Annotated in this window: 19 protein-coding genes, 2 pseudogenes and 4 riboswitches; of the genes and pseudogenes, 17 read left to right on the top strand and 4 right to left on the bottom strand. The window is 43.8% G+C overall.

Annotated features, from left to right (window positions below):
- Positions 1–850 precede the first annotated feature (850 nt).
- A riboswitch (cobalamin riboswitch) is annotated at positions 851–1035 on the top strand.
- Between the two features lie 302 nt (positions 1036–1337).
- Positions 1338–1524: riboswitch (cobalamin riboswitch) on the top strand.
- Between the two features lie 129 nt (positions 1525–1653).
- The 4 genes from JL57_RS26610 to JL57_RS26590 are packed head-to-tail and all read left to right on the top strand — an operon-like array spanning position 1654 to position 8168.
- Positions 1654–2367 carry a DUF2162 family putative transporter gene (locus tag JL57_RS26610; protein ID WP_034144905.1) on the top strand — a complete coding sequence of 238 codons (714 nt, stop codon included), beginning with the start codon at positions 1654–1656 and terminating at the stop codon, positions 2365–2367.
- 7 nt (positions 2368–2374) lie between these two features.
- Positions 2375–3046 carry a MotA/TolQ/ExbB proton channel family protein gene (locus JL57_RS26605; RefSeq protein WP_034144904.1) on the top strand — a complete coding sequence of 224 codons (672 nt, stop codon included), beginning with the start codon at positions 2375–2377 and terminating at the stop codon, positions 3044–3046.
- Positions 3024–3329, top strand: coding sequence for a DUF2149 domain-containing protein (locus JL57_RS26600; RefSeq protein WP_291300612.1), 306 nt, complete (start codon positions 3024–3026; stop codon positions 3327–3329). Before JL57_RS26605 ends, JL57_RS26600 begins: the two co-directional genes overlap by 23 nt.
- Before the next feature lie 27 nt (positions 3330–3356).
- Positions 3357–8168 (top strand): cobaltochelatase subunit CobN, encoded by a 4812-nt coding sequence (locus JL57_RS26590; RefSeq protein ID WP_291300611.1) that lies wholly within the window; start codon positions 3357–3359, stop codon positions 8166–8168.
- 255 nt (positions 8169–8423) lie between these two features.
- Here the strand turns inward: JL57_RS26590 and JL57_RS26585 are convergent, their stop codons facing one another.
- Complete coding sequence (locus tag JL57_RS26585; RefSeq protein ID WP_034144902.1) at positions 8424–8627, bottom strand: CooT family nickel-binding protein; 204 nt, start codon at positions 8625–8627, stop codon at positions 8424–8426.
- Positions 8628–9767: 1140 nt separating this feature from the next.
- Here JL57_RS26585 and JL57_RS35645 point away from each other — a divergent pair.
- From JL57_RS35645 to JL57_RS26525, 12 genes are all read left to right on the top strand, one after another.
- Positions 9768–10514, top strand: a complete 747-nt coding sequence (locus JL57_RS35645; RefSeq protein WP_291300615.1) for a class I SAM-dependent methyltransferase — start codon at positions 9768–9770, stop codon at positions 10512–10514.
- A gap of 20 nt (positions 10515–10534) precedes the next feature.
- Entirely contained in the window at positions 10535–12088 is a 1554-nt protein-coding gene (locus JL57_RS26575; protein WP_034144901.1) for an ABC transporter substrate-binding protein, read from the top strand.
- Between the two features lie 6 nt (positions 12089–12094).
- Complete coding sequence (locus JL57_RS26570) at positions 12095–13045, top strand: ABC transporter permease (RefSeq protein ID WP_034144900.1); 951 nt, start codon at positions 12095–12097, stop codon at positions 13043–13045.
- Positions 13046–13927, top strand: coding sequence for a nickel transporter permease (nikC, locus tag JL57_RS26565; RefSeq protein WP_045691161.1), 882 nt, complete (start codon positions 13046–13048; stop codon positions 13925–13927).
- Between the two features lie 26 nt (positions 13928–13953).
- Positions 13954–14922 (top strand): ABC transporter ATP-binding protein, encoded by a 969-nt coding sequence (locus JL57_RS26560; RefSeq protein ID WP_291300610.1) that lies wholly within the window; start codon positions 13954–13956, stop codon positions 14920–14922.
- Complete coding sequence (locus JL57_RS26555) at positions 14906–15718, top strand: dipeptide/oligopeptide/nickel ABC transporter ATP-binding protein (RefSeq protein ID WP_045691160.1); 813 nt, start codon at positions 14906–14908, stop codon at positions 15716–15718. The genes JL57_RS26560 and JL57_RS26555 overlap by 17 nt, the downstream gene beginning before the upstream one ends.
- Before the next feature lie 138 nt (positions 15719–15856).
- A riboswitch (cobalamin riboswitch) is annotated at positions 15857–16037 on the top strand.
- Positions 16038–16431: 394 nt separating this feature from the next.
- Positions 16432–17259: a class I SAM-dependent methyltransferase gene (locus tag JL57_RS26550; RefSeq protein ID WP_034144899.1), complete on the top strand. Its 828-nt coding sequence runs from the start codon at positions 16432–16434 to the stop codon at positions 17257–17259.
- Positions 17260–17321: 62 nt separating this feature from the next.
- Positions 17322–18914, top strand: a complete 1593-nt coding sequence (locus tag JL57_RS26545) for an ABC transporter substrate-binding protein (protein ID WP_045691158.1) — start codon at positions 17322–17324, stop codon at positions 18912–18914.
- Positions 18915–18917: 3 nt separating this feature from the next.
- On the top strand, positions 18918–19862 hold the full coding sequence (locus JL57_RS26540; protein ID WP_034144898.1) for an ABC transporter permease: 945 nt from the start codon (positions 18918–18920) through the stop codon (positions 19860–19862).
- Positions 19859–20686: an ABC transporter permease gene (locus JL57_RS26535; protein WP_045691157.1), complete on the top strand. Its 828-nt coding sequence runs from the start codon at positions 19859–19861 to the stop codon at positions 20684–20686. Before JL57_RS26540 ends, JL57_RS26535 begins: the two co-directional genes overlap by 4 nt.
- Positions 20680–21624 carry an ABC transporter ATP-binding protein gene (locus tag JL57_RS26530; protein ID WP_034144897.1) on the top strand — a complete coding sequence of 315 codons (945 nt, stop codon included), beginning with the start codon at positions 20680–20682 and terminating at the stop codon, positions 21622–21624. The genes JL57_RS26535 and JL57_RS26530 overlap by 7 nt, the downstream gene beginning before the upstream one ends.
- Positions 21617–22294: an ABC transporter ATP-binding protein gene (locus JL57_RS26525; protein ID WP_034144896.1), complete on the top strand. Its 678-nt coding sequence runs from the start codon at positions 21617–21619 to the stop codon at positions 22292–22294. Before JL57_RS26530 ends, JL57_RS26525 begins: the two co-directional genes overlap by 8 nt.
- 45 nt (positions 22295–22339) lie before the next feature.
- On the opposite strand, the pseudogene JL57_RS26520 reads toward JL57_RS26525, so the two are convergent.
- A pseudogene (locus tag JL57_RS26520) lies at positions 22340–23038 on the bottom strand (class I SAM-dependent methyltransferase); the annotation flags it as partial.
- 252 nt (positions 23039–23290) lie between these two features.
- On the bottom strand, positions 23291–23479 hold the full coding sequence (locus JL57_RS26515; protein ID WP_034144895.1) for a CooT family nickel-binding protein: 189 nt from the start codon (positions 23477–23479) through the stop codon (positions 23291–23293).
- Positions 23480–23623: 144 nt separating this feature from the next.
- Between JL57_RS26515 and JL57_RS36700 the strand changes: the two genes are divergently transcribed.
- The gene (locus JL57_RS36700) at positions 23624–23758 is read left to right on the top strand and encodes a hypothetical protein (RefSeq protein ID WP_366557113.1); all 135 of its coding nucleotides are present in this window, start codon (positions 23624–23626) and stop codon (positions 23756–23758) included.
- A 166-nt stretch (positions 23759–23924) separates the two neighbouring features.
- On the opposite strand, the pseudogene JL57_RS35640 reads toward JL57_RS36700, so the two are convergent.
- Positions 23925–24041, bottom strand: a pseudogene (locus JL57_RS35640) (DUF2837 family protein); the annotation flags it as partial.
- Between the two features lie 194 nt (positions 24042–24235).
- Positions 24236–24423, top strand: a riboswitch (cobalamin riboswitch).
- Positions 24424–24477 lie beyond the last annotated feature (54 nt).

Raw genomic sequence — 24477 nt, 5'->3', positions numbered from 1 at the left:
TCACTACATATTTGCTGTTCTTCGTGACCAAAAGCCCTTTGTGATTAAACGACCTGAAGATCATCAAACTTGGAGGACAACAAAGCCTCAACCAGCAGCTGCTTAAAGGAATAGTTTGGATACGACAGAGCCATTCGGATCGTGTCAAAGGTGATGCGAGGGATACCGGAGGGCGTTAGACCGAGGATATGCTCGCCATCATCCTATTGACACGTGCACTACACCCAAACGCTTGAAGACTGCAAAGTCTCTTTTACTCCAGAGAGTTACCCCAAATTGAAAGAGAGTTTGCTTGGCTAGCGCCGAGCGTCCCGTTTCTCTAGGTGGGCTTCCCAAAAATTAACGTTTAGGTCATTGTTCGGATTTTTCAATGGCTTAGTTTGTTATGCCGTATTTTACAAACCGAAAATTAAAAGAAATAATCAGACAAACTCTTGACTTTTATTAGCTGGTCTTTTTATAGAATCAGAGTCTGGAATGTTAACAGTTTAAATCTGTTTTATCCCTCCTTCTTATTCATAACGCTATAGTAATACAGTGATATAATATTATTATTATGTTCATAATGCAACAACTATCCTAATTTATTTAAAATTTGGATATTAAGAAGCCCCAAGCTTTTCGCAGCATTGGTTTTCGGAAAATGGAAATTCAGGAAACCATTAGTCATTAGAAGGCAGTTTCTTTAAATTGTGAGGTTAAAGCCTATGGGTGACACCAACTCCGCAACTTGTAGAACAGGCCAGAGAGGGAATGGGTTTGAATAAGCCGTTCTTAACACAAGAGAGCGTTTTTCGGTGCCAACGGCACTTGACCATGTGTTGCTTTTGTGATAGATTTAATTTGTGAATTTTAATAGAGATGAGCAAGCGATTTTTCTTAGCCGAGAAATCATAACAGGAAAGCTGGTGTAAATCCAGCGCGGTCCCGCCACTGTAACGGGGAGTTTGTGCCACATCCACCGAGGAAACTTGGGAAGGAGGCACGAAACGAGGAACCTGAGCCAGGAGACCTGATTGCTCATATGCATTACTCACGATGGATGGGTGGCAGGAATTATTTAATTCAGCCCTTCATATTTTGGAGGGCTTTTGATATTTTTATGGGTACATATTTGGTTTCCCGAGGGAAATCGACCTTGAGGGTAAAAGTCTTGTTCAAGCGGGATCTGCTTTCAAAAATGCGAATGAGACTTGAAAGCGGAAGAGAACGTGATTCCGAGACAACCGATACATTGCTGTCTTTATGATTAGTGATGTGGGGTTGTCTCTTTATTTTTTATTAGGAGTGGAGGAGAAACGGAACCCCTTTAATATCGCTGGATATCTATAAAAACTAAATATTTAGGGAATTTAGGTACCGAAGTTTGAGAGCCTCGGTTTAAAAGGGAAGCAGGTGTAATTCCTGCATGGTCCCGCCGCTGTGATGGGGAAATGTTTCTATTATGCCACTGGAAGAGTCTGGGAAGGTATGAAACATTGATGATCCAGAGTCAGAAGACCTGCCTGAATGCTACACGCCAATAACTCTACGAGCGATAGAGGAGGTATTATTAGTGCTGAACAAATGTTTATCAGTATTTCTAGCCTCTTGACCAATCGGTTGAGAGGCTTTTTACGTCGAGTGGCTTATTCCGGAAGGAGGTGAAAAAGGATGTTAATTCTTAGTTTGTTGGTGGCCATTCTTATTTTAAGCATCAAAACAGGCTTGGTTTTAGGATCTTCCTGGTTAACCATACCTAAAATTTCTGGTTATGCAACAATTTTTGGCAGTTCTGTAGTTTTGTTAAGTTATATTTTTAACGAGAAATATCAGCTTATTGGAGATTTTATTGACAAATATACATTTGCTTTTGCATGCCTAACAGGTTTGCTTTTCCTTTACTTAGGGGTAGAACGTACTTGTATTTGTACTTGTGAAACAAAAACCCTTGGGATAAAACAAAAAATTAGTTATTGGCTGGGTTTTTTACCATGTCCCTTTTGTGTTGGAGCACTAGTTATATCTGTAATTTATACGGCGGGTGGTTTAAAGGTACCTTTGTATGCTGTATCTATCGCAACAGGTATTGCATTTTCTTTAGGTATCGTCTTAGTAAGCTGGATTTTACGAAGATTATTGACCCGATTTAATTTTGACGTAGCTAGTTTTTTTCATCAAGGGTTATTGTTTTTAGGCATTTTTACGTTGTTATCTGCTTTTTTAATTCCTAACATAGTGGCAACCATGCAAGACACTTTTATACCTATGGTATTAAGCTCCAAAAAAGAATTACTCTTATCTGCAGTTGGATTTTTTGTTCTTTTTGCGTTGGGGTTTGGCAAAGAAATGTTAACTGGTTTCAATAGTTTAAGTTGGAGGAGATGATTAGGAAATGGCTATGGTTGGTTCCCAGTATTTGAATCAAATTATGCATATTATTTCCCAAAGTTTAATGATACCTTGTTATGCTTTTTTACTTTATTTTGTAGTGACAGCTGTAATCGAGACAGGTGCCCTGATCGGGGAAATGGTTGGGGAGAAAAAAATACACAAGTTTAAAACAAAAGAGTTTTTGAGTAAATTACCAGAAACCCATAACCTTGAGCTTTATGTGGAAAATAGCGAATTGCCTATTAAACTAAAAAAAGTTGTCACAGAATTCCTAACCTTAGCTTCCGCAGAAGGAGCTCGTCAACGGATAGTCGCTCAAAATCTCTTGTGCGAGCAAGAAGATTTAATTGCTAAAAGAACTGAAAAAACAGACTTAATTTCTAAAATGGGTCCTTTGTTGGGTTTAATGGGTACTTTGATTCCTTTAGGACCAGGTTTGGTAGGCTTGGGTAAAGGAGATTTTAACATGTTGGCTCAGTACCTGATTGTTTCTTTTGATGCTACCATTATTGGTGTTTTTGCCGGTAGTTTAACCTTTACTATATCGAAGGTGCGTCGGCGCTGGTATGAACGCTACTTGAATGATTTGGATACGATTTTAGAAACAATTATTGAGGTGAGAGAGCATGTTGCGCAAACGGGGAAGAAAGTTGCAATCGGAGGAAGACTTTAATCCATTAAGCAGTCTGGCTAATCTAGCGGATGTTATGTTTGTTTTTAGCGTAGGTTTAATAGTTGCGTTAATTAATGTTTATAACGTCAGTCCTAGTAGTAGTAGTAGTAGTGCCGGTAAACCAAAACAAGCGATTGTTGATGTAAAACAAGGAAAAGAAATGGAAAGCTTACCGCAAGTTGACTCAAAAACAGGCAGCGGCTTTGAAGAAATGGGGACTGTGTTTAAAGACCCTAAAACAGGTAAATTAATTATGGTGCAACCGGTAGAAGAAGGTAAATAAGAACACGGGGGAGAGGGGAAAAAGAGCATGCTAAGAAAGAACATATTAAGTAGGTCTCGAAAGCCTTTTGCAATCTTGATGTTGTTTTTGATGGTCTTAAGTCTATTACCATCTATTGTTAGAGCTGATGACAATAGTGTAGATAGGATAGAGTTAAACCAGAACACGCTCAAAATGGCAGTAGGTTCAACTAAAACCTTGCAGGCAACAGTATATGATCAATTTGACGGAGTAATGAACGACCAAGAAATCACCTGGAGCAGTGAAGAAGATAAGAATGTGGCAACAGTAAAAGACGGGCTGGTAACGGCAGTTGGTGTGGGAACTGCGGATATAACAGCAACTAGTAATGGTAAAGCTGCAAGCTGTGAAGTAACAGTCGAGGAGATAAGAGTAGACAAGATAGAGTTAGACAACTCCTCAGTCAAGATTACAATCGGTTCACAGAAAACGTTGCAGGCAACGGTATATGACCAATTCAGCGGAGTAATGAACGACCAAGAAATTACCTGGACTAGTGATAATGAGGCTGTGGCAACAGTAGATGACGGACTGATAACGGCAGTAGCAGAAGGGGAAGCAACAGTTACTGCAGCCTGTGGAGAGTTGCTGGCAGAGTGTAAGATCAAAGTAATTAATGGTTATCCTGTTAACCTGGTTGTAATCACCGGTACCACAGGTTTCACAGCTCCGATGGTGGAAGCCTATCATAACCTTATTGAGAAAAGAAATCCACCCTACGAATTTGGGCTGAAAATTTTCGCTCCATCAGATTTAGAATCTCCTGAAAAAGTTGCCAAAGTTCAAGAGGCGATACTAAACTCGGATGCTATTTTATTAGAAATGATTGGTGCGAATAGAGATGCCATACTTCGCGATATTTTCAGTAATTGTTATTCTGCAAAATGGGAAAATGAGGGGAAGCAACCACAAATATATGTGCAGAGATCTGGAGAAAAAACAAAAGAAGGTCAATGGAGTACAACAGGATTTATTGTAGAGATCGTAAAAGAATTACAAGTACAAGTTAATAAGGACGATAATGACTGGAATCGCCTAAATGCCTATATTATAAACAGTGGTGTTAGTAACTGGGAACGTTTATTGTTATATTTAGCTTATAAAGATACTACTTCTGAAGATTTAGAGCCTATCAGTTTTGGAGGGGCTTTTGTTTACCATCCGGATGCAGAGGGACTTGGAATCTTTTTTCAACCCGAGGATTATTATAAATGGTACATGGAAAGACCGGAATATAATGCTAATGCTCCCTGGGTAGGTATTATCGGCTATGATTCATTTTATAAAAATGCAGATCAAGACTTATATACTTCTACAGTAAAAGCTCTGGAGAAAAGAGGATTAAATACTATTCTGCTTTATTCTCCAAGTGATAAAAGAATAGATTCGGTCCGAACTTTCTTCTATAGAGATCTTAATGCTGATGGAACCAAGGAACCGGCTATAGATACAATGATTTGTGGTGGTATCGGTTTTCAATTCTATAGTAAAAGCCAGGAACAAACTATAGCTTTATTTAAAGAAATGAACATACCAATTCTAACCCCAATCTATTCGTCGGATTTAGAAAAGTGGAAAATCGACCCGGCAGGAGCTTACAGTGAATCTTATTGGCAGATAGCACAGCCTGAACTGGAAGGTCGGATTGAGCCTGTGATGATGGGCGGTACCATTACCTTAGATACGGATCAAGAAACCGGAGCGGTAATAACCAAGAAAATTGCTCTTCCGGATCGGATGGAGCGTTTAGCCGGTAGGACAGAAGCTTGGGCAAAACTGCATAGAAGTAATAATCAGGCTAAAAAAGTTGCGATTATTTATTACAACCTTGATGGTGGTAAGGATGGAATAGGAGCTTCTTATTTAAATGTACCAAAGAGCTTAACGGAAATATTAAAAAATCTGAAAGCTAACAATTATTCGCTGGATCAGGATGGGGCACTAAGCACTGAAGGTAAAATAACAGAAGAGCAAGTATTTAGAGCTATGTTTGATAAAGGTCGCAATATTGGCGGTTGGGCACCTGGCGAATTAGAAAAATTTGTTTCGCAAGACGGAATTATCAAGTTAAGTGCAGAACAGTATTTAAGCTGGTATAATCAGCTTCCGGCCAATTTGCGTGAAGCTGTAGAAAAAGAATGGGGTCCTGCTCCGGGAAGTGTTATGGTAGATAATGGTGAGATAGTATTGCCGGGTATTATTAGCGACAATGTCTTTTTTGGACCGCAGCCTATGCGTGGCTGGGGCGAAGATGTTGCGAAAATAACTCATTCACCAACGCTGCCACCGACTCATCAGTACCTGGCATTTTACTTTTGGCTGCAGTATGATTTTAAGGCCGATGCGGTAGTCCATCTAGGTACTCATGGTACGGCTGAATGGCTGCCGGGTAAAGCAGTTGGTCTATCCGGCGAAGATTGGCCCGATATTGTACAGGGGAACATGCCGAATATTTATCCTTATATAGTAAATAACCCGGGAGAAGGAACACAGGCTAAAAGAAGGGGATACGCAGTACTGATTGATCATTTAACAGCTGCCTTGGCAAATGTAGAACTATACGGTAATCTACGCGAACTTCATGATTTGGCAAATGAGTATGAAGCTGCAGTAGCTGCAAATCTAGGAGAGGACCAAATTACTAATATCAAAACTAAGGTTAACAGGCTTTTAGTTGATGAGGGTATGGCTGAAAAAATCGGGATAAAGTTAGATGAACCATTTGAACAGCAGTTGGAAAAATGTAAAGATTATTTAGATGATCTGGAGGCTGAAGTTACACCCTTAGGTCTTCACACTTTCGGGTTGGCACCCGAAGGAGAAGCTTTTGAAGACATGATAAAAGCAATTGTGAATTATGATCTGGAAACACGCAGTGCTATCGAAGACGAAATACGGGCTAATCTCCAGAAGACCACAGAAGAAATGGATATGCTTCTTTTGGCCCTGAATGCCGGGTATATTCCACCGGGTCTTGGTAATGATCCGGTACGTAATCCGGATGTTATGCCAACAGGGAAGAATATTAAGTCCTTTGATCCCAGGATTGTTCCGGATAAAGCAGCTTGGCAAATAGGAAAAAAATGTGCCGATGATTTACTGGCAACGTATTATGCTGAACACGGATCTTATCCGGAATCTATAGGTGCCATATTATGGGCTATTGAAACCATGCGGACAGAGGGTCAAAGTATAGCTATGGTTATGAGATTAATGGGAATTGAACCTGTTTGGGATGCAGCAGGCAGGGTAAAATCCTATAAAATTACTCCTGTTGCAGAACTAGGTCGGCCAAGAATTGACGTTGTCATTACTACCTCAGGTCTTTTCCGGGATACTTTCAATATCGTTAGCGAGTTGCTGGATAAAGCTGTTCGGGAGTTGGCAGGTTTAAATGAAGATATATCACAAAACTATATTAAGAAACATTATGAAGAGATAAAGGCAGAACTTCTGAGTCAAGGCTACAGTGAGAAAGATGCAGAATTCCTGGCAGCTTCCAGAGTATTCGGCGAAAAGCCCGGTACTTACGGAACGGGTTTAGCAGAAAGGATCGAGGCTACGGAAAGCTGGGATGTTAGCGGTGATCTGGTAGATACCTATTTAACCCGTATGGGCTATATTTATGGTATGGCCAAAGATGGAACACCAGTCTATGGACAGCCGGCTAAGGATACTTTTACCAGGGTTTTAAAAGACGTTCAAGCAACGGTTCTGGTCAGAGATTCAGTTTATGGAGCACTGGATAATGATGATGTGGCTTCATATTTGGGAGGGCTGACCTTAGCAGCAAAGTGGGTTTCTGGCAAAGATGTTTGGGCTTATATTGCCAATACTCGCTTAGGCGCAGACAGAACCCAAATTCAAACTTTAGAGCAGTTCGTTTCTCAAGAAATAGATGGCCGTCTCTTGAATCCTAAATTTGTTGAAGCAATGTTGAAAGAAGGCTATGCAGGTTCTCAAACACTGGCAAAGTGGTTTGGCAATACTTTTTTAGTTGATGCTACATTGGGTGCAATTAGTGACAAAACATGGTCAGCGCTTGCCAATACCTATTTTTTCGATCAAACAGTTGTATCAAAACTTGATCCGTATGCTTTACAGTCGATGATTGGTTACTCTCTGGAAGTTGCCCGAAAAGGTTTGTGGCAGGCCTCTGAGGAAGAACTGACAAAGTTAAGCAATGTTTATATGCAGACTATGGTTGATTACGGGGTATGTTGCTGTCACCATACTTGTAAAAATATTGTAATGAATGAGTGGTTGGCGCAATTTTCTACCTTGGATGACAGTATACGTAAACAGTTTCAAGAAACACTAGCAGAAGCAACACAAAAAAATGTTAATATCCAAATGCAAAATGTTCATGAAAGTCATTCGTCCGATAAAGTTCAGGCAGAAACTCTACCTATGGATAAAGCGGTAAGTGTCCAACCTGAACCGATAAATCTTGAACAGCCACAGGAGATGGCTAAGCAGGAAGAAACAGTCTCGAAAGAAAATACACAAAATGAGGCGACAGCTCAAGCACAAGCCCAAGGAGCTGGGGCAGAAGATCCAATACCACAGGCAGCGCCAACAGTTGTTGCAGCAGCAGGCAATTTACCTGTTGCTCCCCAAGAGCAGGCTGATGCCGAGGAACAAAATAGTGCTGGTGAACAAGGAGGAAAAACCCAAGAGTATAAAGCTTATGAGCTTAGCGAAGAAGGAAAACAGAATAAAGCCAGCGGTGTCAGTATGCTGGCTATAGTTGGAGTTGGTGGGGTAATGGCGGCGGTTGCTTTTGGGATTATGAAAGGTAAAATGCTGTCACGTTAAGTAAAATTATTTTGCTTTTTGGACAGATTAATAATTAGAAAAAGGGCTAATTGAGAAAGGGGCTGACTCAAATAGAAAATTAAATTTCTATTTTGATATGCTCCCTTTTCTTTACTAAGGATCAAGGACCTCAAATCCAATCGACCCCATACTTTCCAAATTAGAGTTAGGATTTAATGAATTTATCTGGATATAAGATTATTGTAACTAGGTATTGCGGAGTTTCGACAGTCAGGGTATGCATGAAGGGCTCTCCTAGAGGTTATCTAAGGGTAACTTTTCTAAAATAATACGGTGATTGAGAAGGGTCATGTCTTTGATTCTGGCTTGAATGCAGATCTGTTTACCGAAAATATCCATAAGTCTAAGGCCATTTTCATAGGGTTCGATAGTATCGACGGACTCCATGATCATTACTTCGTTTTTTCCATCTTTGAGATAGACATTAGATTCACACATTACTGATCGCCCCTTCTTTGTCTTTATATATTTGAAGAGCTCAGAGCAAGTCTGATAGATTGGGATAAGCTCATTATTATTTTTTAAGACCCAAAGATATCGTTGACGGTCAGATCACGATATCTTTGGGTAAGAGATATCAAGGCGTTTTGGAGTGTCGAATTCACATAGCAAGTTTTGGAGAGTCATTCGATTTTGGTTAGTATGCCATCAATCACCTCCTTGTAGAATAAAAAAAGACCTTGGAAGAAATAACCAGACTTAAAGTCTAGTCAAGACCTCCATGGTCTTTTTTTATAATCATTTGTGTCTATGTGCATTGTATTCTACATAAATACTATTATTCCTTCTTGCAGTTACTAATTTATTTGCAATTTCATTAAAACATTGAGAGTGGTCTCATCTCTTGGCGCTGAGCCAATATAGGAAACTTACTTCAGGTGGAGTTTCTACTCCACCTGAAGTATTAGTTGAACTTATCCAGGGGCCTAGCGCCACTAATCTCCGCTTAAGAAGCGGAGATTAGTGGCGATTAGCCATCGGATAAAACTATTGACTAACAAGGATGAAATATGGTATAAATGTCCTTAAGGAAAGTCATGAAGGCTTTTGTGGGGATTTTTACCTAAGTATTTTATTTTTGGGATGGACTCAAAAAAGTTGCTATAGCAGCGCTTTTTTGGGTTTTATTTTATCTAGGGGGTAATATTTTGAGTATACTAGACTCCATAATTTAATCTGTAGTGCGCATGAGGATGGCAACAGCGGGTGTTGCAGTTATGGATTTAAAAGTTTATATAATTTCATAAAGGTGTGTGGCCATGGAGGTCTTGACTTGACAGTTGTCTGGTCAGACTTTACATGGCTTTTTTTAGTGGGCCTCGTATGTTGGATTTCCTAGGCAGAGTTCAACATACTCTCATACTCATACTCTTCTCACTTATTGTCACCAATGTCGTCATTGGGTGCCATTGGTGACGCTTTTTCAAATCATCAACATCACAAATTGAGCCTACATAGGCATGATTTTCGACAGAGGGGTGATATCTAGAGAGTTAAAGATAAAGCATTAGTCCACAAATTGTCAGTCAATGTTCATTCAAGAGCACAAATAGCTAGGGAGGAGATGAAAAGTTGAGCGTGCAAGCGAACGACGTTAAAGAGAAAATCCGAGAGAGGTGGAACGACACAGCTGAGGAGTTTGACCAATGCCCGGGGCATGGAATCCACTCCGAACGAGAAAAAAAAGCCTGGCAGGCCATTTTGATCAAGACTGTGGGGAGAAAACAACTTAAGATATTGGATGTAGGCTCTGGGACAGGGTTTATTGCTCTATTGCTGGCCGAATATGGGCACAGTGTGACCGGAGTAGATGTTGCTGAGGAGATGCTCGCGCATGCTAGAGAGAAAGCGGACCGTCAAAAGCTAAATGTAACATTCCAATATGGCGATGCTGACGAACTTCCCTTTGAGGATAACGTCTTTGATGCGGTGATAAACCGTCATGTGTTTTGGACAATGCCGGACCCTGAAAAAGCTGCTGCCGAATGGGTAAGGGTACTAAAGCCCGGCGGAAAGTTGGTGATCATTGATGGCGACTGGAACCATTTCAGTCCATGGAAAATGATCTGGAAAGCAGCGGCAACTATTACCGTGCGCTTAACCGAAGGTGCATATTCCTCAAGTAAATCCCACGGTCTGCGTGATTTTGAGAAGAAGCTTCCCCTGCGCAGTCAAAAACGCCCAGAGGCAGACTTAAGGATTCTAAGAGCACTAGGAATGAAAGAAGCAGAAACGGTGAGTTTTAAAGACCCTCGTGCTCATGGCCTGCTGGATAATCTGAAATATGGCTACTATCAGAGATTTGTTGTCACAACTGTTAAATGAACGAGGAGGAAAGAGAAAGTATGAAAAGAAGAAGTCTATCCATTATACTTTATATTCTATTGGCGTCATTGACACTGAGTACATCCGGCTGTGGGGTTAAGGCGGTTAGTTCTGGAAATCAGACATTGGTAGTTGGCGAAATGTGGAAGATTAACAACCTTGATCCGGCTACTAATGGCACATTAACCATGGAAAAAGCGTTGATTACCGAATCACTGGTGGGAACAAAACCAAATTTTGAGTTGCAACCTAGTCTTGCTACAGAATGGAAAAGAATTGACCCTAATACATGGAAGTTTACTTTGCGTAAAGATGTTAAGTTTCATGATGGCACTCCTCTGAATGCGGAAGCAGTAAAGTGGTCGCTCATGAGAGCGATCACCATAAATCCACAGATTCTAAGTTTCACCAAGATTAAAACAGTTGAAGCAGAGAATGATACGACTGTTTTAATTAAAACGACAACCCCTAACAGTGACTTACCCGCTTCACTGCATTATTCAAACACTTCTATTATTGGTTTAAGCTCGGTTGATAAAGATGGGAAGCTGATAAAACCCATTGGTACAGGATCGTTCAAGTTGGATCACTTTGACCCATCCACCGGGGACATGAAGATGTCTAAGAATACACAATATTGGGGGACTGTTTCTAAGCTGGATAAGCTTGAAATTCGTGCGTTACCCGATCCTAATACGCGGGCGCTTGCTTTGGAGAAGGGTGAAATCGATTTTACCTGTGATCCGCCCTATAATGAACTGGAGAGGCTGGGAAAGGTGAATGGGCTCAAGGTGGAGCTCAATAAAACAGCCAGGACGTATATTATTGAAATGAATTTAAAGGAAGCGCCTTTTAACGATGTCAAAGTAAGGCAAGCAATGAGTTATGCGATCGATAGGGAAAGTATTGTGAAAAATGTACTTTTTGGATGCGGTGCTGCTGCCAAGGGGCCCTATATGCCTGGAATGGCTTGGACAAATGAGAATCTAAAAGGGTATCCTTATGATCCGGAAAAAGCCAAACAGCTTCTTACTGAAGCAGGTTGGAAAGATTCGGATGGAGACGGGGTTGTCGATAAAAACGGAAAGCCGATGAAAATTACACTTATGACTTATCCTCAAAGGCCGGGACTTCCTCCGATGGCCGAAGCGGTGCAGGCCCAGTTTAAAAAAGTTGGTATTGATCTGAAAACTGAGATTATGGAATATACAGCGATGTCTGAAATTGCCTCCAAGGGAAGATGGGATATGAAAATGAGTGCCTTTGCAACAGCGATGATTCCTTCTCCTTCTTATCATCTGAATATTTTATATCATTCAAAAAATAATAAAGTTATCGGTTATAACAATGCAGAGATTGATAAACTGATTGATCAATGTATGGCAGTGGATGATCAAAAAGTAAAGTATGATCTATCCAAGCAGGTACAGCAAATTCTGGAAGATGAAGAGCCGGTACTACCGATTGCCTATTATGGTGTCGCTGTGGCAATGAAGAGCAAAGTTAATAGTTTTGTCTTTAATCCCACAGCTCACGATTATATGCTGACCAATGAAGTTAATATCAAGGAGTAGAATAGAATGTGGAGATTCATTCTCAAACGTTTGGCGGCAACAATCCTGGTGGTTGTTGCTGCCTCCATTCTTACCTTTGGCATCTTACATTTGACCCCTGGCTCTACACCTGTAACTATCTTGAAGTATGCTTTTATTGGTCTGGAAGAAATTCCAACTGAGGCGGAAATAACTGAGATCACAGCACGGTATAAGCTGAGTGATCCCATGTTTAAACAGTATTATCGCTGGATAAAGCAAGCAGTTCAAGGGAATTTGGGAGATTCCTACGTTTACAGAGTTCCGGTAGCGGAGCTTATCAAGCAGAGGTTCCCGGCGACAGTGTTGCTGGCAGCATTGAGCGTTGTACTCTCTCTCTTGATTGCTATTCCTCTCGGAATTCTGTGCGCAGTTAAGAGAAACTCTTTTCTTGACCACCTAGGCCGAATCAGTGCTCTTTTTGCCGTGTCTATGCCCAGTTTCTGGCTGGCCTATTTGCTGATTATTATTTTTTCCCTCGGTTTTGACCTGTTCCCGGTGGCTGGATTTAGGGGTGTATCCTCTCTGGTATTGCCCTGTGTGACACTTGCGGCAGGTATGGGGGCTGTGACCATGCGGATTATGCGCTCGAGCATGCTAGAAGTGATGAGTCAGGATTATATCCTGACGGCTAGGGCCAAAGGCTTGTATGAAACGGGCGTAGTTTCGAAGCATGCCTTAAAAAATGCCTTTCTGCCGGTGGTCACTGTGGTGGGGCTTCAATTTGGCCACATGCTAGGAGGATCGGTAATTGTGGAAACAGTCTTTGCCTGGCCGGGGATAGGAAAGCTGTTGATAGATTCAATCTTTGCCAAGGATATCCCTATGGTTCAAGGATGTATCCTGCTGATAGCCACGACCTACGCTCTAGTAAATTTAGTAGTAGATCTATCCTATGCGTTGATGGACCCGAGGATACGCTATGGGAGGGAGAGTTAAATGAACACTACAACCACTATTGCGGTAAAAAAACGTTATAACAGGGTTGTTATAAGATTTATGAAGCAAGACAAACTGTTGGTTTTTAGTGCTGCAGTTGTCCTCATCATCATTTTGGTTGGGTTAATGGCACCGCTGATCATGCCTCATGATCCTACCGCTGTAAGCTTGAATGAGAAGGTGAAACCACTTTCCTTCCAGTACCCTTTTGGTACAGATCCCTTGGGAAGGTGTGTGTTGAGCAGAGTCATTCAAGGAACAAGAACCTCCTTGGTTGCTGCGGCGCTCATTGTTGCCATCAGTGGAACAGGAGGAGTGCTACTCGGACTTATATCCGGCTATAAAGGCGGCAATGTTGATAGCTTAATTATGCGCCTTGTGGATGTTATGCTAGCCTTTCCCAGTATTATTCTGGCCATGGCCCTGATCGTATCTATGGGTCCGGGATTGGGGAGCGTCATAATTGCGCTGACATTTGTACACTGGACGGGATATGCAAGACTAGTTAGGGCGGAGGTATTAACCTTAAAACAGTCAGAGTTTGTCGAAGCTGCCAGGGCGATGGGCAACAGTTCGATTAGAATACTCTTTAAATACATTCTACCAAACGTCATAGCCCCTGTGATGGTCATGGCCTCGTTGGATATTGCCCAGATCGTGTTGTCTATGGCAGGCTTAAGTTTTCTCGGTCTGGGTGCCCAACCGCCGGATGCAGAATGGGGAGCAATGATTAACCAAGGTAGAGAGTTTATCAGGACTGCGCCGCATGTTACTCTGTTTCCGGGTCTAGCACTCATGGTTACCATTTTAGCCTTCAGTTTACTAGGGGACAGCTTGAGGGATTATTTTGATCCTCGGCTGCGGGAAAGGTACATTGAATAGGTTAAAGCAGAGAAGGGAGGGTTTCCATGGTAACTATGCAGGCGTCATCCCCGTTACTTTCCATTCGCGCCCTTAGTACCTATTTTCAAGTGAAAGAGACGGTAGTTAAAGCGGTTGACGATGTCTCCCTTGATATCTATCCTCATGAGGTTCTGGCGTTGGTAGGAGAAACTGGCTGTGGAAAATCTGTCCTGGCTCTTTCCATTCTTCGCCTGTTACCCAAGAATTCACAGATCGAAGGAAGTATCCGCTACAAAGGGTTAGAAATCCTGGAAGCAAGTGAAGAGGAACTGCGAAAACTACGAGGGAAGGAAATCGGCATGATTCCCCAAAGTCAGGCGACCTCTCTTAATCCGCTGCTCAAAGTTGGTTGGCAAGTCATGGAGGTCATACAGCTTCACAAAAAGGTTGGAAAATTGGAAGCCCAAGAGAAGGTAGTAAACCTGTTTACCCGTTTGCTGCTTCCTGATCCGGCCAAAAGGATGAACTACTATCCTCATCAACTGAGTGGCGGGATGCGGCAGAGGGTGTTGGTGTCTATGGGGGTAGCTTGCAAGCCAAAGCTTATCCTGGTGGACGAGCCTACCAAAGGCCTTGATGCGGTGCTAAGGAAGGAAGTTGTGACTATGCTGGGAGAACAAGCCGCTGAGAATAGCTCCTCAATGCTGTTGATCACCCATGATTTTTCGGTTGCCGCTGTACTGGCAGATCGGATAGCCGTTATGTATGCCGGAGAAATCGTGGAAATGGGTTCAGCTTGCGGTATATTGGGAAAGCCCAGACACCCTTACACTCAATCCCTCCTCGATTCTTTGCCGGGGAGAGGCTTTAAGCCTATTCCTGGTTTCAGTCCCAGCCTTTCCTTGCTGCCCCCAGGCTGCAGGTTTCAACCCAGATGCCGAGTGGCCTGTCCCAACTGTGCTGCGCTTCATCCGGAAATAGCAGAAACCGGAGCAAACCATTATGTGAGGTGTTTTTATGCTGATCGAAGTTAAAAATCTTGTCAAAGAGTATAGCGTCGGAATCTTTAATAAAAGCGGAGTCAAGGCAGTCGATAAGGTCAACTTCTGTCTGCGCCAGGGAGAAACGCTGGGGCTGGTGGGAGAAAGCGGGTGTGGAAAATCCACGGTAGCTAGGCTTCTGCTGATGCTTATCCAGCCGACCTCCGGAAGTGTGCGCTTTGAAGGCCAGGAATTAACGGGCAGGTCACAAGCAGCGCTCTTGAAATTCAGGAGAGAGATGCAGATTGTATTCCAGCAGCCTCAGCAGTCTTTACATCCCCGCCTGAAAATAGCGGAATCTTTGGCAGAACCGCTGCAGCTCTATAGACTGGTAAAAAGCAAGGCGGAGGAAAGGGAAAGGGTAAGAGGATTACTGGACGAGGTGGGTCTTGCCGAGGAACACCTGGAGCGTTACCCGCACGAACTCAGCGGAGGACAGGCTCAGCGTGTGGCCATAGCCAGAGCGCTGGCCCTTAAACCGAAATTTATTGTCGCGGATGAACCCACTTCTATGCTGGATGTTTCCGTGCAAGCCCAGATCTTGAGTTTGATAAAAAAACTCCAGCAGAAGCATACCATAGGCCTGCTTTTTATCTCCCATGATTTAGAGGTAGTCCAAGCAGTAAGTGACCGAGTTGCAGTGATGCATCAGGGTAAATTGGTAGAAACAGGGAGTAAGCAGCAGATTTTCCTAGAGCCGCGGCATTGGTATACAAAATACCTGACCGGTACCATCTTAGAAATGCCAAGCTCTTTAATAAGGGAGGATGCTCGTCTTGTTAATCAGTAAAGTCATTGCAAAATTCAGTTGAGGCGGTTGTGACAGGATTGCTGGCCTTAGGGAACTAGAAACGTTCTCGACCCCAACACCACCCGTTGGTCGGGACTTGACTGGGTATTGCCTTTGTGGTACATTTAATCTGCCAATTTAATAGCTGAGCAAGCGATTTTTCATAGCCGAGAAATCATAACAGGGAAGCCGGTGTAAATCCGGCGCGGTCCCGCCACTGTAACGGGGAGTTTGTGCCACAGCCACTGAGGAGACTTGGGAAGGAGGCACTAAACGAGGAACCTGAGCCAGGAGACCTGATTGCTCATAGGCTTTACTCACGATGGATGGGTGGAGGGACTTGTTAATTCAGCCCTTCTATTTTGAAGGGCTTTTATATATTGTAAGTGTTCAGAAAAGGTTTCCCGAGGGAAAATGACCTGCAGGGTCAAAGTCTTGTTCAAGCGGGATCCGCTTTCCAAAATGCGAATGCGACTTGAAAGCGGAAGAGAACGCGCCGTCCGAGACAACCGATACATTGCTGTCGTTATGATTAGTGATGTGGGGTTGTTTTTTTATTTTTTTAATTAGGAGACTTGCCTAAATGCTACACGCCAATAACTCTACGAGCGATAGAGGAGGTATTATTAGTGCTGAACAAATGTTGATCAGTATTTTTTGCCTCTTGACCAATCGGTTGAGACTCCCTGATGATTGCAAAATGGAGGAATAATATGAAAAGTGGGTTGCATAATGACTATGGTGAACAGTGGAGACAGGCGATGCGCCTGCCAAATGGAGGATACAGCGAGCGAGCTATCAGTGATGAGGCGGAAAAGGATTTCTGGAAACGATATTTGGCTCAAAAATCCGTCTATCAGCCGGATGAGTACTCAGTTAAGATTGCTGATGAGGTATGCGGGCTGATTCAAAATGTGGATGCTAAATCTATCCTGGAAATCGGACCGGGTTGGGGCAATTATTCGCTGCGTCTTGCGGCAATTTGCCAGCAGTATACGTGTATTGATATTTCCAAAGATGTACTGGAATACGTACAAAGGATAGCGTCGGAGAATAATGTGCAAAACATCACCCCCCTTTATGGCAAATGGGAGGATTGTACCCCTACGCAATGTGACGTGGTTTTTGCTTATAACTGTTTTTATCGGATGGTCGAAATTGAGCATTGCCTTGGCAAGATTAATGAAACTGCTGACAGGCTTTGCATCATCGGCGTGAACGAAAGTCCGGAACAGCCGTATCTCTCCGATTTTGAACAGGAACTGCGGCTTCCCGTGCGCTACACACGGATGGATTGCCGAGACTTAGAAAAGGTACTTCACGGACTTGGAATTTGTGCTGAATGCATAAGTATTTCCAATGAGCGCGAATATGCTTATGACACATTTGATGAGATGCTGAACCGTGCGGTTTCTTACATTGCTGCGCGCTATGATGAAAAGGCGGTACTGGAGATCTTGCAACGCTATTACCACTTTGAAAATGGAAAATACCGTTGTCGTCACAAATTTCGCTCGGAGTTGCTTTACTGGTACAAATAACTGCTTTCAAAGTTTTCAGTACACGTAGTGAAGACTTAAAAAATATTAAGAGGAGGATATCCATGAACTTTTTTTTCAAAACCAAACTGAAACAGGTGTTGGTACTTTGCTTGTCCGTCCTAATAGTGTTGTCTATTGCAGGTTGCAGCAAATCCAACCCGACGGGCAGCGCGGCCGATTCCTCCAAGTCTCCTGCAGTTGTGAACAGGAACACTGAAATTGTCCTTGGAGGTTACCGTAACCTTGCCCCCGGTGAAAAAGATGGTTATTATTGCAGCAGCATTCTCTATGTCTGGGAACCGCTTGTCAAACAGGACGACAAGGCATCCCCTGTGCCCGGTCTTGCCGAAAGCTGGGAAATATCCGAGGACGGTAAGGAATGGACGTTTCAGCTGCGCAAGGGTGTCCAGTTCCACGACGGCGAAGGCTTCAATGCGGATGCGGTCGTCGCAAACTTTGACCGTATGAAGTTGGGCGTTAAGAAATCCTCTTTCTACCCGCTGGATATCAATTCCAACTATCCTGGGCTGAAAGAGTACTCCAAGGTGGACGATTATACCTTTAAACTCATCTTTAAGAATCCCTCACCCACTCAGATCTACAATATGGTGAACTTCGGAAGTGCCATGTACAGCCCTAAATGCTTCGATAAGGAAGGAAATTTCAACGGTATTGCCCAAGGTACCGGTCCTTTTAAAGTTGTTGAGAACGTGAAGGACCAATATGTTCTGTTGGAGCGTAATGATCATTACTATGGCGAAAAGGCCAAAGCAAAATCCATTCGGGTTAAAGTAATTCCTGATGCGGATACTCGCTTTTCTGCCTTAAAATCCGCTGAGATTATGGGCGTATTGGATCTAAAAGCAATTCCTGCTTCGCTAGCCGTAGAGCTTAAAAAAGATCCTGACTTTGCGTTGACTACCAATAAATCCACGATGATTCGTTTTCTGGGGGTCAATGGAACCAAGTTTCCGTTCAATGATCTGCGTATGCGTCAGGCTGTCAGCCTTGCCCTCAACCGCCAGTCTATAGTGACTGACCTATACTGCGGGTTTGGTTCTCCTACTACCAATATCCTTAATTACAGCACTCCATTTTATAAGGAAATTCCCGTGAAAGAGAATCTGGAAAAAGCCAAAGCGCTGGTCAAAGCGGTACTGGGGGATAAACGTTGTGAAATTGTCTATCTGATAAACGGCAGCGAGTCCACCCAGAAACCGGAGGCGGAGCTGATTGCAGCCTGGCTTTCGGAAATAGGGCTGGATGTTAAAATTCAACCCTTGGAGTATGCTACTATGAAAGAGGAAATGAAATCAGGCAACCACAATCTTGTCCGTCTACAGCAGGGACTCTCCAACAGCGAACCCTTCACCATCTTCAACCGCTTTATGCTCACCAGCGGTGACCATAATAAGAATTACAGTCTCGGCTACAACAACTCTGAGGTGGAAAAACTGATGAAAGAGGCGGCAGCCACTCTCGATATGGAAAAGCGCAAAGAAATCTATAATCAGATCCAGCAGATTTCCAGCGAGGATTTTCCAGTCATTCCTCTGTTTAACGATGTGACCTTGATGGCTTACAGTACTAAACTGACTGGTTATGAGGCAAAACTTTACGGTTTGGAACTGCCGAATGTTGCTTGGGCTGAATAGGCAATGAGCAGGTATATCTTGCAGAAAATTGCCTCGCTGGTTCCGGTTCTGCTGGGTATTTCCCTGATTGCTTTTACGCTGGGGGTTATTTCCCCCGGCGACCCGGCGGAAATTGCGCTTAGTCAGGGCGGCATGTCTGAGGCGAGACCGGAACAGATTGCCGCGTTGCGGGAAGAGATGGGACTTAACGATCCGCTGCCCGTACAGTATATTCGCTGGGTAAAAAACGCCCTGCACGGTGACCTCGGCTACTCATATGCCACCAGCGAACCAGTGAGTGAAGAGCTTGCTCGGCGCTTGCCGGTAACCCTAAAGCTGGCAGGATATGCTATGCTGCTAACCTGTGCAGGCGGAATCCTAATAGGCACCTTGTCTGCGGCCTATAAAGACAGCCTGCTTGACCATGGCATCCAAGGACTAACCAATATAATGCTTTCCATTCCGGGTTTTTGGCTTGCCATTTTGATGGTGCTGCTGTTCGCTGAGGTCCTTGGGTGGCTGCCCACCAGCGGTACAGGCGGAGCTAAATATATGTTAATGCCGGCAATAGTGCTGTCTTGCGCCACTACCGCAACAGCTGCGCGTTTGATGCGTTCCGCGCTTCTGGGGGAATTGGGAAAACAATATTTTCTTGCCGCTAACGCCAAAGGAATCAGTAAATATCGCCTTATTGTGCGAAACGCCCTGCCCAACGCCATTGTGCCCGTCATTACGCTGTTGGGCAATTATTTTGGCGGAATACTGGGTGGCTCGGTTGTTGTAGAAACTATCTTTGCACTCCCGGGCGTGGGAAGCTATGCCATCGAGGCCATTTACATGCGTAATTATCCGGCCCTTCAAGGCTATGTTTTGCTTACCGGATTTCTTTTTGTCGCTGTCACACTGGCGGTAGATTTAATCAGCTTGGTGCTGAATCCGAAAATAAGGCTGGGAGGGAGCAGTATTTGAAGAACAAGGGAAAAGCGCAAGGCATCATTGCCGTGCTGCTTCTGTCCGTGATTATCCTTTCCAGCGTCTTAGCACCGCTGATCGCGCCCTATCCGCCTAATACCACCGAGATGTCGGTGCGTCTGGAGGGACCATCTTTAGGACATCCTCTGGGAACTGATTCGCTGGGGCGGGATATGCTCAGCCGCGTCCTGTACGGGGGTCGAATCTCTATGCTGCTGGCGCTGATGGCGACGGTTCTGTCCATGCTGCTCGGTATGCTCTTGGGAATGATTGCGGGTTACTATGGAGGCGCGGCGGACTGGTGCCTCACCGTACTTGCCAATATTTTCCAGGGTCTGCCCGGAACCTGTCTGATGATCGCTATTGCAGGGGTGATGGGCCCGAGCATCCAGAGTCTGCTGCTGGCTTTGATACTAACCTCATGGGCAGGATTTTCCCGAATTGTGCGCACCGAGGTACTGCGCTTGCGAGAGGAGCCCTATATAGAGGCAATGCGCTGTCTAGGAAGTAGTAATAGGCGTTTGATCTTTCGTCACATCCTTCCTAATATGATCAATAATATGATTATCCTTTTTACAATCCGGGTGGGACGCAGTGTGTTGTCTATCGCCTCGCTGAGCTTTTTAGGGTTAGGAGTTCAACCGCCCACACCTGACTGGAGTGTTATGATTAATGATGCACGCCTTCATTACCGCAGTTCCCCGCATCTAATTCTTGTGCCGGGGCTGTGTATTTTTTTATTACTGCTGGCTATCAATATGCTGGGCGACGTTCTGCGCGATCATTTTGACATAAAAAATGAGGAGGTGCGCGAATGCTAGAAGCCACTTCCAATCACATTGTTATTCAGGATGCCACCGTACATTTTGCGGTTTCCTCCGGTTCGGTTAAAGCAGTTGACCATGTTTTCGCTACCTTTCGCAGTGGACAAATTACCGGACTCATCGGAGAGAGCGGCTGCGGAAAATCCGTACTCGGACTGGCGATCCTCGGCTTGCTGCCTTCCTATGCACAGGTGGGCGGCGACATCCTTTATTGCGGGCTTAACATTGCCAAAGCTTCGCTCCGACAGCTGCGTACCCTGCGTGGAAAGGAAATCAGTCTGATCCCGCAGAATCCAAGCGATTCGCTCAACCCGGTGAGGCGGATCGGCGTTCAACTTGACGAAGCACTGATGATAGTAGATAAGAACGCCAAAAGCCGCAGGCGAAAGGCGGAAAGTCTGCTGCACAGCTTCGGCTTTGATGATCCGGGGCGTATTTTGCGCTCCTATCCGTTTGAGCTGAGCGGTGGTATGCAGCAACGCGTACTGTGTGCCATCGGTATTTCTTGTTCACCACGCTGGGTATTGGCGGATGAACCGACCAAGGGGCTTGACAGGGATCTACGCGAGCAGGTTTACGAAACGCTTGTTTCGATGAAACTGCAGGGCGTGGACGGGATGATTGTCATTACCCATGACCTTGGGTTGGCTGAAAAGCTGTGCGACTGTGTGGCAGTGATGTACAGCGGAGAGATTTTGGAAATGGGGCAGGATGTTCTGAAAACTCCGCTGCATCCCTATTCGCAGGGATTTCTGGCCTCACTTCCTCAAAATGGGATGGAGCCCATGTCCGGTATGCCTCCGGCACCCGGAGAAAGCTTTACTGGCTGCAAATTTGCGCCCCGCTGTATACACTGCACTGTGCGTTGCACGGCGGAAAAACCGAATTCTTATGAACACGGCGGCAGGCTTGTGAGGTGCTTTTTATATGCTTGAAGCCCGCGAAGTTTGTAAGACTTTTCGCAGGGGTGGGGGACGAAAGTCCTTTTTGGCTCTCGACAATGTCAGCTTGCAAATTGATAGGGGGGAAACCCTTGGTCTGATGGGACCCAGCGGTTGCGGCAAAAGCACTTTAGCTCGTATTCTGCTGCGCTTGATTCCAAGCGATGGCGGCGGAGTGTTCTATAAGGGTGAGAATATAACGCTGCTAAAAGGTAAAGCGTTGCTTCCCTTCCGCGGCGAGGTTCAACTTATTTCCCAGCGCCCGGAATCCTTTTTTAATCCAGTCATAAAACTAAAAGACAGCGTACTGGAACCGCTTAAAATTTTTCGCCTTTATGAAAAAGTATCCGCCCACGAAATGCTTTACCGGGTGCTTGAGCAGGTAAAGCTGAATGATTCTTTGTTAGAACGCTATCCGCATCAGGTGAGCGGCGGCGAAATCCAGCGTCTTTCCATCTGTCGCGCTCTGATGTTGCAACCGCGGGTACTTGTTCTGGATGAAGCTACCTCTATGTTGGATGTTTCGGTGCAGGCACAAATTTTGCACATTTTGAAAGATCTGCAAAAAACGCGGCAACTTTCCTATCTTTTCATTTCCCACGATAGAGAGGTTGTGGGCTGGATGTCCGACCGGGTGGTAGAGATGAGGCAGGGAAGAATTTGAAGGTATTTGAGAAACAAGGGGACAGGTTCCTTGTTTTAATTTCCATTATCTGTCCCTGTCCCGCTGTTTGCCTTTGGGTTCGGCTTCGCATCTTTTCATCTTTCCGGGGTTATATAAAAATGATACGCGTGCCCGATAGAGGTATAACGAACCATAATAAACACAAGCTTCCTGGACCGTTCGGACATGTTCTCGAGCCGTATCGACATAGGCAATACTGGGATAATATCCAATTAGCCAAAGGATGTTTAAAATGCTGTAAACTGTATTGTTATAAAATATTACCTCTTTAAGCTTAAGAATGTCCGTGCGAATAATGTCCTGAACAGAGTCGGTACGATCCACAAAATTTGACAAAAAGCAGTAGCCCTTGCTGGCCTCGATCATCTTCTCTAGCGTGATTAGATCATGGATCCCTGGGCTGTTGATCGCGGTCACCAAGTCAAATCTTTTTCTCCAGCCGTAGTCTTCAAGGTTGACTTCATCCCAGTTTAAGTTTCTAAACAAGATATTGGTGAGGTTGGCAGCTTCGGCATTCTTCACCGCATAGTCTAACATTTTGTCGGATATGTCTAGGCCTGTAACGTCTGCTGACTTCTTGGCAAATTCAACGGCAAAGCGTCCTGGACCGCAGCCTATGTCTAAGACGCTACTATTCTCGGTGAGAAGGCTCTTATGTGACAAAAAATTAACGATTTTCTTAATGCGCTCATCAGGACCCCCTTGAGAAACTATCTTGTTAAACTCATCCGCCCTGTTGTCCCAAAACGACTTACCGGATGCTTTAGCAGCCTTTCCCTCGTCCCAAAGGTGGGTAAAATATTGAAGATCAAGTTAGCATTCAACATTTACAAAACCATATTTCAGAGGGGAACCAATTGTTATCAGAGTTCGAGACCATGACGCTTTACTAGATAATAGTAAACTGCAAAAGCAGTACATAACTATTTACTCAAACCAACACCCTAGGCTACATAAAGTTGCCTAGGGTGTTGGTTAAATCTTTTCTAAGATAATACGGTGGTTGAGAAGGGTCATGTTTTTAATTTTGGCTTGGATAAATAGTTGTTTTCCGAAGATATCCATTAGTTTTAAGTCATTTTCACAGGGCTCGATGGTATCAACTGACTTCATGAGCATCACTTCGTTTTCTCCATCTTTGAGAAAAGCATTCGATTCACACATCACAGTTCGCTCCTTCTTTTATGAATTATAAAAGCCTATACCAGAACAAGTTCATAAGCAGTTGCCTAGGACAGGATCATTTTCTGTTAGGGTCAGACCCAATGATATCTTGACGGTCAGATCAGAATATCTTTAGGTCTGAAGTTGATAGTTTCTGACATTTTCGAACATAAGATGCAGGAAGATTTTGAAGGCGTTTTGGAACGTGGAATTCATTACTTTACAAACTATGGGAAGACAGCTGGCATGGGCTCATATGCCAATAATCACCTCCTTTGAAAAATGAAAAAGACCATGGAGGTCTTGACCAGACTTAATGTCAGGTCAAGACCTCCATGGTCTCTTTTTTACATAATGAATAGTTGCCTATGTTAATAGTATTCTACATAAAAGTGTTAATTCCTGCTGCGTTTTTATTTTTTTTACAGCAGCAATACTCCGGCAATCACTTATAAATATCTGCAATGGCTTTGGCCACCGGGATAAGGAGCAATTGCCCCAATATGGTTCCTATTAGCTTGGCGCTCATCAAAATAACGACAAGGGCTTTGACATCTTCATATATTATGTGAATTATAAAAGTTAAAAAAACAATTAATATATATTAAAACTGCACTTGCCCACCCCCATCCTTAATATGGCTATGCCGGATAGGGGATAGAAATACTCAGTAGCTCTAAGGGAGTGTTCATCAATATAAAAAAATAAACTTCATGGTTGACACATTAGGTTAATATACGATAACATGATAGCAATTGAATATTGGAAAATAAAGGTGCAAGTACTAAGAGTACAGCTTAAAAGGGAAGCAGGTAAAAGTCCTGCACGGTCCCGCCACTGTAATGGGGAGATGTTTCATACTATAGGCCACTGGTAGATACCGGGAAGGCGTGAAGCATTAATGAACCAAAGTCAGAAGACCTGCCTTTGTTTAATGAACCAATAACTCTACGAGCGATAGGGGGGTTCCATAAGTAAGTGTTGTATTCAGGGAGATA

The sequence above is a fragment of the Desulfosporosinus sp. BICA1-9 genome (assembly GCF_000802135.1).
The sequence above is the reverse complement of the archived record's forward strand: the minus strand, read 5'-3'. Positions and strand labels throughout refer to the sequence as shown.